We start from the raw sequence: 11,487 nt of genomic DNA, 5'->3' as shown, positions 1-11,487 counted from the left end.
GTCGCCGGGCTTAGTGGGTTGAAGAGCGGAACAAAAAAGATCGCCGGTAAGGACTGCAGTGCCGGACTTCCTCCGACGAAGCGGTGCGACTGAGACGAGATTGCAACCTCATTGCCCCGCGGACCCGCCCATCAATCTTAGTCCACCGGAGAGCGCTGCCAGTGAGGCAAGCTCTTCCGTCAACTGACATTGGCGTTGCAGACGGCGCAATGCCAAATTTGAAGATGACGGCGGAAGCATTCCACAAGCGTTCATCGAACTCGGCGGATTCCGCGTTGGTGTTGCCGATGAAATCTTCGGTGCCTGGAACGGGTATGCCGGCGATATCATCCAGGATGACGTGATCAACTACAATAGCTGGGAAACCAACCAGGTTAGTTATACATTTACCGGGGGAAATGGCTTCTCGGCAATTATCGCTGCAGAACAGGGTTCTGTTAATGATGATTTCCCTGATTACGTTATCGATAGTTACATGCCGCACGTGATGGCCGGCGTGAAACTGGAACAAGGTTGGGGCAAGATCTCCGGTATTGTCGGCTACGACTCCAATGTAGAAGCCTTTGCCGCAAAGGCGCGTCTGGACGTAAACATCACTGACAAAGTATCCGCGTGGGTTATGGGCGCTTATCAGTCCGATTATGATGAGACGCGTGTAGACCGCAATTTCTTGACGCCATGGCAGGGTGATTGGGCGGCTTGGGGCGGTTTCGCTGCCAAGGTTACCGATAAGGCAACCATCAATGCCCAGGCCGCCTACGAATCCGAAGGCACATACGCTCTGGCTTTGAATGTAGCCTACCAGATCGCGCCTGGATTTATGATCACGCCAGAAATCGACTATACGAAGTTTGATGACTATCGCCGTACGGACGGCACGATCGTCAACGACGACGCACTTGGCGGCATCATTCGCTTCCAGCGCAACTTCTGAGCAGCCGTTGGCTGAAATGGTCCGGTGGCGATGCCTCCGGATTCTCGCTTTACCGAATATCGGACGACATTCAGATTTGTTCCCAAACAGCTACAAACGCTGCGGTTTTCTTCAATACTGCGACAAACGCATTGCCTGCATCACTGACAGCTCCCGAATTATCGATCATAACAGCATCAGCTGGATCGCATGGGTTGGGAGCCGCACGCATCAAACGTCGCCGGATTTCTTCAGCGTCTTCGCGCCCACGTGACGCCAGTCGTTTCGCCAAGACCTCATGGGAAGCAGTGATCTGCACGACAAGGAAATTGGCATATGCCTCACGAAGAACGGGCAATACACCGCGCGACACATTGGCAATAGCGACTGCTCCACGTTCGATCTCGTCGTCGACAGATTTTGGCAGGCCGTAGTGCAAACCGTGCGCCTCCCAGGAGTGACAAAATTCCCCTGCGCGGTTCGCAGTTAAGAACTGATCTTCACTCAAGGTGTCATGATCCTCCGCGTCCACAGTCGACGGCCGCGTCACCACACGACGCACGAAGTGATAGCCTGGCTGGTCGCCAAGTGCTGCGCGGGCGTAGTCAATGATAGTGTCCTTGCCAGCGCCGCTTGGCCCGACAACGGCGATGAATGCACCGTTGCGCAGTGGTCCAGACGCCGGGTTGAGCGCACGTTCGATCATGGCGGCCGCCATCATACGACCCGGCGCCCTTCCCGCCAAACCGTGCGCACCACCGGAATATGCTCGTCGACCCGGACGCGCACGAGATCGGCACGCTTGGCGATTTCGATAACACCGCGATCATCGAAGCCGACGGCTTCCGCGGGATTTTTGGTCACCAAACGTACCGCATCCGGCAGGGTGATGCCATCGACAGCCTCGCTCAGGAAGAACGTCGACTGGATCAAGCTGAACGGGATATAGTCAGACGATAGAATATCGAGGCAACCATGTTCGGCCAGTTCCCGTGCCGAGACATTCCCGGAGTGCGAACCGCCGCGTACCACGTTCGGGGCGCCCATCAACACTGCCAAACCTGCCTGCTTTGAGGCAGCTGCAGCTTCCAACGTCGTTGGGAACTCGGCGACATGGATACCCTGCTCAACCGCTTCGTCGACATGTGCAACGGTCGCGTCATCATGGCTCGCGAGCACAATGCCTCGCTCGCGGCATAAATCCGATATCGCCTTGCGCTGCGGTGCGGAATTCCTGGCAGATTCTGCCATGCGCTTCTCACAGAACAAGGTGAAGTCAGGATCGCTGAGCTTCAGCTTGCGCTGATAGTAGTAGGCGTAGGTTTCCAGATTTACAAACTGGCGCTGCCCTGGGGCATGATCCATAAGCGATGCAAGTCGCACGCGGCTGTCACCGTCAAAATAATGGAAACCATCGAGGCAATCGGGGGCTGATACTTCACAACGCAGGTGGAAATAGTGATCCGCGCGCAAACGCCCCTGCTTGACACTGTCTTCGATCGCGTCAGCAAGCTTGCGGATTTCCGGCGCAGACATGTCCGCATCTTCGTCCAGCCCGACGCGCAATGCGTCGAGGACCGTCGTGATACCCGACGTCGCAATTTGTGCGTCATGGGCCAGCACGGCCGCAATCGGATTCCAGCGGACCCGCGGGCGCGGCACGTAGTGACCCTCGAGATGATCCGTGTGTAATTCAATCAGACCGGGAATGAGATAATCGCCCTCGAAATCCTCGCCGCCAGCGACCGAACCTTCCGAGATATCGGCAATCTTGCCGTCGCGGATCACAACCGATCCCGAGATGACCTCATCTTCGAGAACGATCCTTGCGTTGTTCAAAATCAATTCGGCGGACATTTTATGCGGTCTTTCTTCGGTTGGTTCCTGCGAGCGGATGCAGCGAGTGTATTTCGAAGGGAAATCCTGGCTCGGCTTCAGTGAACAGCGCGAGATTGTTGATTTCGACCGGTTCTTCAAGGACCGGTTCCAGGAATTCACTCAGGATATGTTCAATTTTCGGCCGGTCGCGTTCGGGTACCGGCCCTGTGAGGGTCATGTGAAAGCGAAAATCTTCAAAAACATAGGGGTACCCCCACTGTTCGAGATTTCGTCGCTGAGCCACGCTCATGTTTTCCGGATTGCGGCGTTTGATTTCCTGCTCGCTTGGCGGGGCGCGGAAGCGGTCGAATGCTATGACAATGTCGTTTGCAAGTTGGTTGAGCCGATCCAGCGGCTCAGCCGGAACGAGTGCGAAAAACCCGTCGAGGCATGCAATCTGCAGTTTCGGAATTTCAACCGGATCGATGGAAGAGGCAAAATGCATCAGCGCCGAAAGCAATTCGCGCTCTTCGACACCATCGGCGAGATGGAATGGCGCCTTAAACGTGGCGTGAAAACCATAGCGGCGTGGTGATTCCGTCAATTGGGCGAAATCCTCGTGCGCAAGGTCGCGAATCTGCGGGGCCTTCACCGGCTGGCCGGTAAACGCGTTTCTGCCGAGCCAATTGGCCGCTACCTTGAGCAGCGGATCACTTAAGGGCGGCGTGAAATAGATTGCATAGCGCATTTTGATTCCTCCGGAACACTCTCGCGTTACGCTCCGATTATGACAAGCCTTTGAATGTGATGTTATCTCAATGCTGCTTTCCCATCAGGCGGGAACGCAACGCATTGGATATGCTATCAAAGATGAAGATCACCGCGAGAATGAGCACGACCATATAGGCGACATTATGCCAGTTGGTGTTTGTGCGCATGGCTTCCCAGAGCTTGAGACCGATGCCCCCTGCCCCTACGGCACCAATGATCGTAGCTGAGCGTGTATTGGACTCCCAGAAATATAGCGCCTGGCTGGCGAAAACCGGCAGTACCTGCGGCACGACGCCGTAGCGCTGCACATTCACAGGTGATGCGCCGACTGACTTGACGCCTTCGCGCTGCTTGTCATCGATATTTTCCAGCGTTTCGGAGTAGACTTTGCCGAGCGTACCGGTGTCTGTGAAGAAAATGGCCGAGATACCGGCAAGCGGCCCCGGACCAAAGGCGCGGGTAAAGAACAGCGCCCAGATGAGCATGTCGACCGATCGCAGAAAATCGAAGAAGCGTTTGGTGATCTGGTTGGCAAACAAATTTGGCATGATGTTACGGGCGGCGACAAAGGCTAGAGGGAAAGAAACAAGAGAAGCCAGCAGTGTTCCCATGAAAGCCATGACGATGGTTTGCATCAGCTTCGTCCAGACATCACCGTGCTGCCAGGACGAATTGTACCAGATGTTGTCGATAGCCAAGGCGGCGTTGGACATCTCCGGCTTGATGCGTTCGCCGCTGATGATCATCGACGCCACCTCACCAAATGATTTGTTCCAGAACGGCGAGCTGGTATCGAAGACGAAGTTTGCCCAGCCAAGAAAACGGCGGCTCACAACAACGCGCTCCGGAATAATATCGGCCTGCCCCGCAAAACCGAAATTGACCGTCACCTGATCCTCTTTCAGCATTGCCCAATTGGGCAATGGTCCCTGCGGCTTGGCGCCGTCAGCTTCGATCAGCACGGTCAAGCTCTCGCCATTGCGGGTCGCAATCACCCGGCTGTCGTTGATATCAAGCGATTTGCCTGCACCGAACAAGATCGTGACATTGTTGCCGTTCTGAACAACCCAATCTGGCTTCGGGTTATCGCCGAGTTCGGAAAACCGCGGATAGGCCACCGTCGTCGCCGTCGGCGACATGCGTACAGTTGTCCTGACTGCGTAGGATACCCAGTCGCGCGCATAGAGTTCGGCGCGATCCCACTGGCCACGCCCGAGCACGGTGCCAATGGAAAAGAACCACCAGCAATAGGCAACGTAGAGAACGATACCCGCCGCAATCAGCAGCGGCATGAAGCGCTTCCAGACAGGCGGGTTGAAAACGGCCGGATGGCGGACTTCAAAATCGGCAATGGCGGCGGAAGAGAGCGCGTTCATGATTGTTTCCTACCGAAAGCGAACGCCTGATTGCCGACGAGGCGGCGCCGCAGCCAGGCGGAAAATTGATCGACAGCGATAATCGTCACGAGCAGCAGCAGCACGATGGCGAGTGTCTTTGCCTGATGGCCGCGGCCGATCGACAGCCGCAATTCCTCACCAATGCCGCCGCCGCCAACAGCGCCGATAATGGTCGAGGCGCGGACGTTGATTTCGAGGCGAAGCAAGGCGTAGGACATGAAGTTCGGCATCACCTGCGGGACGATGCCGAAGCCGACCCGTTCGAACCAGTTGGCACCGACGGCGCGTAACCCTTCGTCCGCTTTCATATCGGCATTTTCAACGACTTCGAAGAACAGCTTTCCAAGTGCCCCGATCGTGTGAATACCGACTGCAAACATTGCAGGGATTGGACCCAGCGACAATATCGCCGCGAAGAACCCTGCGATCACGATTTCCGGGAAGGCACGCAGAATTTCCATGTAACGGCGGGCGGCAAAGCGGATCAACTTGCTTTTAACGAGATTCTTGGCGGCCAGAAAGCAGAGGAGAAACCCGAAAATAAAGCCAATGAGCGTGGAAAGGACCGCAATATTTAGCGTTTCCAGCATCTTATAGAAATATTCCGGAAGATAGAGGCCGCCAATCAGATAGTTTCGGCCTTCGGGATAATCGTATTTCAGGCTTCCGTCGAAATAGGGTGACGGCAGATCGAATATGGCACGCCAGACTTCCCAGCCGTCACGCGGAACAAGATCGCCGGCAAAATCGAAGAAATGCGGCAAGCGGTCGAAAAACTTGCCTGCATTCGATTCATTGGCGAACCAGAGAGAACCGGCGACGATGACCAGAAGGCAGATCGAAATGAGCCAGGAATAGGCGCGGCGACGTGCGGCCAGTTCCTGCCAGTGGCGTTCGATCTGGATACCATCGGCTGATAGCTCGGCGGTCGTTGCTGGGCTCATAAATATATCCTTCAAGAGCACAAAAAATCACGGCCAGATCCTTTCGGAACTGGCCGTGACTGTAATTGTTGGATTATCCGCCGATCTGCGCCTTACGCGCGTCGATGATCGGCTGATAGAATTCAGTATTCACTTCCGTATAGCCCTTGAAGTCACCGCCCATCGTTGCTGCGAAGCAAGCAGGATCGGACTTCGGCAAGTTCATCATGTAGTCCTTGAATTTGGCCTTCAGGTTGCTGTCGAGCGAGGTACGGATAACGATTGGACCATTTGGAATGAGCGGCGACTTCCACAATTCGACGAAATCCTTCATGTCGATGAGACCTTTGTCGACCATCTTGCGCAGATTGCCGGAACTATAGCCTTCGTCAAACTTGCCAACCCCCGAGCCGAACGTGGTGCCGGCGTCGAACTTGCCGTCCTTGACAGCAAGGACGAGGTTCTCGTGGCCACCGCCGAAACCTGTTTCGCCAAAATAATCCTTCACCGAGCTCTTGATGTCCTTCGGCAGCGAAGTCACCGGGATGAGATAGCCTGAGGTGGAGTCCGGATCGGCAAAACCGAGCTTCTTGCCCTTCATGTCGGCGAGAGTCTTGATGCCACTGTCCTTGCGGGCGACCATGATCGAATAGTAACCGGTCGCCCCATCGGTCTGAACGGTCGTCAGGATCGGCTCAACCGCCTTGGGATTGGTAAGGTAGATCTTTGCGAAGCCGGAGGCACCAAGTTCGGCATAATCGAGCGTACCGCCGAGCAGACCCTGGATGACGCCATCATAATCGGTAGCGGGGAAGAGCTTTACTTCCTTCACGCCCAGAACTTTCGGGAGCTGGTCGACAATGCACTGATAATTGCGCAGGCGGTCAGCTTCATTCTCGCCGCCGATAATACCAACGCGGAATGTTTCGAGATTTTCAGCGCGGGCCATCGAACCAGCGAGCATTGCGCCGATTGCTATTGCACTGATTAGGGCTTTCTTGAGCAACATGGTTCTCTCCTGTCAAACGTCCGTTTGAGTTTGCGATCTGTTTCATATGAGCCCGTACTGGGCGAGCCGATCTCTTTGCGCTCAACGCGCGGCCAGAATGGCCTCCAGCTCGGGTACTGGCTTTGGTGCGCCGCGGCTGATGCTGGTCGATGTAATGGCTTCTGAAAACGCGTCCTTCATGCCGTCAGCGCCGTAAATCCGGCGCGCGGCAAGTTCTGTCAGGTCGTCCGGGGTTCCGTCGAAGACAACCTTGCCGCCCTGCATGCCGATGATTCGCTGGCAGAAATGCCGCGCCGTATCGAGCGTGTGCAGATTGGTGATGACCGTCAGCCCTTCTTTCTCATTGATGTCGCGCAACGACTCCATCACGACCTGTGCATTGCGCGGATCGAGCGAGGCGATGGGTTCATCGGCGAGAATGATTTTGGGATTTTGCATGAGGGCGCGCGCGATGGCGACGCGCTGCTGCTGTCCTCCGGATAGTGTTCCTGCCCGTTGCAGGGCAGTCTTGGCGATATCGAGCCGCTCCAGAGCGGCAATCGCCATGGCACGCTCCTCACGCGAGAACATGCCGAGAAGGCTTTTGATCGTTGAACGGTGATTGAGGCGGCCAAGAAGCACATTGGTGAGAACGTCGAGGCGTGGCACAAGATTGAACTGCTGGAAGATCATCGCGCAATCGCGCTGCCAATTGCGCAACTGCGCACCCCGCAGCTGCGCAACATTCGTATCACCGAAAAGGATCGAGCCTTCCGAGGGATCAACCAACCGGTTGATCATACGCAGCAGGGTGGACTTGCCTGCACCGGACCGGCCGATGACACCAACCATCTGCCCTTGCGGGATTTCCAGATTGACACCGTCAATGGCAACGAATTTGCCGAAGCGCCGCGTCACGTTTTCAATCTTCAACATAAGCAAGTCCCTTTTGGCGTTGCTCTGTCCTAGGACACGGATGTGAAGGTGCGATGTCGTTTATGTTTCAGTTGAATGACAACTGTGTGTCGCGCGTAGCGGAATATAATACCTTTGGTTTAGACGTCGTGTTTCTCGAGAAAGGCCTCGATATCCAGGGTCCTGAAATCGTCGAGTGCGCCGCGCAATTTCGCGTGAGCCCAGTCCCACCAGGAGAGGGTTTGCAATCGTTCGACCGTTCTCGTGTCAAAACGGTCGCGGATTTTGCGTGCAGGAACACCACCGACAATCGTATAGGGATCGACATCCCGCGACACGACCGCCCCGGCACCGATCACGGCACCGTCCCCGACGGTCACGCCTGGCAGAACGGTCGCGCCGTGACCAATCCAGACGTCGTGGCCGATGGTGACGCGGTTTAACCGGCGCCAATCGAAGAATTCCTCATCAATACCCGCACCGTCCCAATAATCACCTGAGCGATAGGTGAAATGATGCAATGTGGGCCGCCATGTCGGATGGTTCGGTGCATTGATGCGCACGCTCGCCGCAATATTCGCGAATTTGCCGATCGTGGCGCACCAAGCTGACCCATCCTGCATGATGTACGAGTAATCTCCGAGCGTCGTTTCGCTGATACGGCAGCGCTCGGATATTTCGGTGTAACGGCCGAGTTCACAGCCGTGGACCGATGCGGTCTCGTGGATGAGCGGCGTTTCTGACAAGCGGGTCATGCCGCAGCCTCGTTCGGTACCGAAAACGCGGTGACATCGACAATCCGGTCGGCAACCGCTTCGCGTACGTCTTCATCATGAAAAATGCCCAGCATGGCCACGCCCGAGGCTTTCTTCTGCTGTATCATCGAGACAACCACATTGCGGTTCCTGGCGTCGAGCGATGCGGTCGGCTCATCGAGAAGCAGGATCGGATGATCGGTGATGAAGCCTCGCGCAATGTTGACCCGCTGCTGCTCACCACCGGAAAATGTGGCGGGTGGCAGCGACCACAAACGCTCCGGCAGGTTGAGTCCGGCAAGCAATGACGCGGCCTTGTCGCGAGCCTCAGCGCGATCCACACCGCGCGCGATCAGCGGCTCGGCCACGACATCCAATGCCGAAACGCGCGGTACCGTACGCAGAAACTGGCTGACATAGCCGATCATTTCGCGACGAATTCCGAGCATCGTACGCGGATCGGCCGCCGCGACATCGACCAGCCGGTCGCGATAAGGGACGATGATCTGACCAGCATCCACGGCATAATTGCCAAAGATCATTTTCAGGATCGAGCTTTTGCCTGCTCCGGATGGGCCACCAAGCACGGCGCATTCGCCCGCTTTGATCGAAAAGGAGACATTTGCCACCACGGGCAAACGAATACCGTCGCGTAGATGCATGGTGAAGCTCTTGGCGACATCGGAAACAACAAGTGGTGTCGGCATGACTTGCTCCTAGACCTGCAGGATGGAAGAGACGAGAAGCTGGGTGTAAGGCGCCTGCGGATCGTCGAGCACGCGGTCGGTGAGACCTGTCTCGACAATATGGCCGTCCTTCATCACCATCATCCGGTGCGAAAGCAGTCTCGCCACGGCAAGATCGTGCGTAACGACAATTGCGGCCAAGCCGAGATCGTGGACGAGGCCGCGCAGAAGATCGAGGAGCCTTGCTTGCACCGAAACGTCGAGACCGCCCGTCGGTTCGTCCATGAAGACGAGGCGTGGGTTGGTGACAAGATTGCGGGCAATCTGCAGGCGCTGTCGCATGCCACCGGAGAAAGCGCGCGGCTGGTCATCGATACGGTCCTCGGCAATCTCAACGCGGCCAAGCCAATCGGTGGCGGTCGCACGGATCTTGCCATAATGCCGGTCGCCGACTGCCATCAGCCGTTCGCCGACATTGGCGCCGGCGGAGACCGTCATCCGCAATCCATCGGCGGGATTTTGGTGGACGAATCCCCAGTCGGTGCGCATCAGGAAACGCCGTTCAGCCTCGCTCATCCGGTAGAGATCACGGAACTGGCCTTCGCGCATGCGGTATTCCACCGATCCGGCAGAAGGCGCAAGACGCGTCGCCAGGCAATTGAGCAGCGTCGTCTTGCCTGATCCGGATTCGCCCACGACGGCGAGGACCTCACCCGGCCATAGCTCGAACGTGACGTTCTGGCAGCCGATGCGGCTGCCGTAGAACTTCGAAAGTGCGTTGACCTTCAGGAGTGGGGTCTCGCTCATTCTGCTGCCTCCGCAGGATTGGCCAAAAGATGGCCGCGATGGCCCGGCCGGTCTTCGCAAAAATCCGTATCCGAACAGACGAACATGCTGGCGCCCTTGTCATCGAGGATGACCTCGTCCAGGTAGCTGCCTTTGGCGCCGCACAGCGCGCAGGGTTGCGAGAACGTCTGGATCTCGAATGGATGGTCCTCAAAGTCGAGACTGACCACCTCAGTATAGGGCGGAATGGCATAGATTCGCTTCTCACGCCCCGCCCCGAACAGCTGTAGCGCCGGCGAGTTGTGCATCTTCGGATTGTCGAACTTTGGCGTCGGCGACGGATCCATCACGTATCGACCCTCGACCTTCACCGGATAGGCGTAGGTCGTGGCAATGTGACCGTGCCTGGCAATGTCTTCGTAGAGCTTCACATGCATCAGCCCGTATTCTTCTAGTGCATGCATCTTTCGTGTCTCGGTCTCACGGGGTTCAAGGAAGCGCAGCGGTTCCGGAATTGGCACCTGATAGACAAGGGTTTGGCCGGCTTGCAGCGCAGCCTCAGGAATACGGTGGCGCGTCTGGATGATTGTTGCTTCCGTTGTTTTCGTGGTTACGCGAACATTGGCAGTCTTCTGGAAGAAGGCGCGGATGGATACGGCATTGGTCGTATCGTCGGCGCCCTGATCGATCACCTTCAAGGTGTCGTCCGGCCCAATTATTGCCGCCGTCACCTGCACACCGCCCGTCCCCCAACCATAGGGCATCGGCATTTCACGCGAAGCGAAAGGCACCTGATAGCCCGGAATGGCAATTGCCTTGAGGATGGCGCGGCGGATCATCCGCTTCGTCTGTTCGTCGAGATAGGCGAAATTATACGTCGCAAGCTCGGTCATTTTGTCATAACCTCATGAAAGCCGGACAGGGGAATTCCGGCATCGAATGGTGAGGGGGAATGGCTTTGGAACCAGCGTCGCCGGTGTCGTTTCAAGACGCTGGGTTTGTGTTCGTTGTGATCGGACTGATAATCGCGATATACCGGACATTGTTCGGCAAGAAAGATGGAAGCAATTCCGGTCCGACGGTTGAGGTCCGTTGCGGTAGTTCCGACGATGGGGGTGGCGACAGCGACGGCGGCGACTGAAATCATTCTGCAGCCTCTTGAGTATCGCTGTTTTCGTTGTCACGCCGTTCATGCTCGGCGCGCATGCGCCGCACCAGATCGAGCTCCGCCTGGAAATCCACGTAATGCGGCAGCTTCAGATGTTCGACGAACCCGGTCGACTGAACATTATCACTATGGGAAATCACGAACTCCTCGTCCTGCGCAGTCGCAGTGATGTCTTCACCCAGCTCCCGAGCGCGCAAGGCCCGATCGCACAGCGCCATCGACATGGATTTGCGTTCGCTCTGGCCAAAAACCAGGCCGTAGCCGCGCGTAAATTGCGGCGGCTGCTTGGATGATCCCTTGAACTGGTTGACCATCTGGCATTCGGTGACGCGAATACGGCCAAGCGTGAGTGGGAAATCGAGTTCGG

The 11,487-nt window shown here is 56.6% G+C and carries 13 protein-coding genes and 1 pseudogene; 1 reads left to right on the top strand and 13 read right to left on the bottom strand.

The genetic code is table 11. The annotated features are described in order from the left end of the window. Positions 1 to 235: 235 nt before the first annotated feature. A pseudogene (locus tag AAAC48_RS18190) lies at positions 236 to 934 on the top strand (porin); the annotation flags it as partial. A 70-nt stretch (positions 935 to 1,004) separates the two neighbouring features. Here the strand turns inward: AAAC48_RS18190 and phnN are convergent. From phnN to AAAC48_RS18125, 13 genes are all read right to left on the bottom strand, one after another. After that, positions 1,005 to 1,619, bottom strand: a complete 615-nt coding sequence (gene phnN, locus AAAC48_RS18185) for a phosphonate metabolism protein/1,5-bisphosphokinase (PRPP-forming) PhnN (RefSeq protein ID WP_340655534.1) — start codon at positions 1,617 to 1,619, stop codon at positions 1,005 to 1,007. A gap of 11 nt (positions 1,620 to 1,630) precedes the next feature. Further along, positions 1,631 to 2,770, bottom strand: coding sequence for an alpha-D-ribose 1-methylphosphonate 5-triphosphate diphosphatase (locus tag AAAC48_RS18180; protein WP_340655533.1), 1,140 nt, complete (start codon positions 2,768 to 2,770; stop codon positions 1,631 to 1,633). 1 nt (position 2,771) lies between these two features. Then, positions 2,772 to 3,479 carry a DUF1045 domain-containing protein gene (locus tag AAAC48_RS18175; protein ID WP_340655532.1) on the bottom strand — a complete coding sequence of 236 codons (708 nt, stop codon included), beginning with the start codon at positions 3,477 to 3,479 and terminating at the stop codon, positions 2,772 to 2,774. Between the two features lie 67 nt (positions 3,480 to 3,546). Then, a complete protein-coding gene (gene phnE, locus AAAC48_RS18170) occupies positions 3,547 to 4,878 on the bottom strand; it encodes a phosphonate ABC transporter, permease protein PhnE (protein WP_340655531.1) in 1,332 nt (443 codons plus the stop codon). Next, positions 4,875 to 5,843, bottom strand: a complete 969-nt coding sequence (phnE, locus tag AAAC48_RS18165; RefSeq protein WP_340655530.1) for a phosphonate ABC transporter, permease protein PhnE — start codon at positions 5,841 to 5,843, stop codon at positions 4,875 to 4,877. The genes phnE (AAAC48_RS18170) and phnE (AAAC48_RS18165) overlap by 4 nt, the downstream gene beginning before the upstream one ends. A gap of 73 nt (positions 5,844 to 5,916) precedes the next feature. After that, the gene (phnD, locus tag AAAC48_RS18160) at positions 5,917 to 6,828 is read right to left on the bottom strand and encodes a phosphonate ABC transporter substrate-binding protein (protein ID WP_340655535.1); all 912 of its coding nucleotides are present in this window, start codon (positions 6,826 to 6,828) and stop codon (positions 5,917 to 5,919) included. 84 nt (positions 6,829 to 6,912) lie between these two features. Further along, positions 6,913 to 7,746 (bottom strand): phosphonate ABC transporter ATP-binding protein, encoded by an 834-nt coding sequence (gene phnC / locus AAAC48_RS18155; RefSeq protein ID WP_340655529.1) that lies wholly within the window; start codon positions 7,744 to 7,746, stop codon positions 6,913 to 6,915. 119 nt (positions 7,747 to 7,865) lie between these two features. Further along, positions 7,866 to 8,480, bottom strand: a complete 615-nt coding sequence (locus tag AAAC48_RS18150) for a DapH/DapD/GlmU-related protein (RefSeq protein ID WP_340655528.1) — start codon at positions 8,478 to 8,480, stop codon at positions 7,866 to 7,868. Beyond that, positions 8,477 to 9,187 carry a phosphonate C-P lyase system protein PhnL gene (gene phnL / locus AAAC48_RS18145; RefSeq protein ID WP_340655527.1) on the bottom strand — a complete coding sequence of 237 codons (711 nt, stop codon included), beginning with the start codon at positions 9,185 to 9,187 and terminating at the stop codon, positions 8,477 to 8,479. Before phnL ends, AAAC48_RS18150 begins: the two co-directional genes overlap by 4 nt. Before the next feature lie 9 nt (positions 9,188 to 9,196). Next, positions 9,197 to 9,973 (bottom strand): phosphonate C-P lyase system protein PhnK, encoded by a 777-nt coding sequence (phnK, locus tag AAAC48_RS18140; protein ID WP_340655526.1) that lies wholly within the window; start codon positions 9,971 to 9,973, stop codon positions 9,197 to 9,199. Beyond that, a complete protein-coding gene (locus tag AAAC48_RS18135; RefSeq protein ID WP_340655525.1) occupies positions 9,970 to 10,845 on the bottom strand; it encodes an alpha-D-ribose 1-methylphosphonate 5-phosphate C-P-lyase PhnJ in 876 nt (291 codons plus the stop codon). The genes phnK and AAAC48_RS18135 overlap by 4 nt, the downstream gene beginning before the upstream one ends. Further along, positions 10,842 to 11,099: a hypothetical protein gene (locus AAAC48_RS18130; RefSeq protein ID WP_340655524.1), complete on the bottom strand. Its 258-nt coding sequence runs from the start codon at positions 11,097 to 11,099 to the stop codon at positions 10,842 to 10,844. The genes AAAC48_RS18135 and AAAC48_RS18130 overlap by 4 nt, the downstream gene beginning before the upstream one ends. Continuing rightward, positions 11,096 to 11,487, bottom strand: a 392-nt coding sequence (locus tag AAAC48_RS18125; RefSeq protein ID WP_340655523.1) for a carbon-phosphorus lyase complex subunit PhnI, incomplete at its 5' end; no start/stop codon positions are given. The genes AAAC48_RS18125 and AAAC48_RS18130, both read right to left, overlap by 4 nt.

The organism is Phyllobacterium sp. (assembly GCF_037994405.1).
GTDB lineage: Bacteria > Pseudomonadota > Alphaproteobacteria > Rhizobiales > Rhizobiaceae > Phyllobacterium.
The sequence above is the reverse complement of the archived record's forward strand: the minus strand, read 5'-3'. Positions and strand labels throughout refer to the sequence as shown.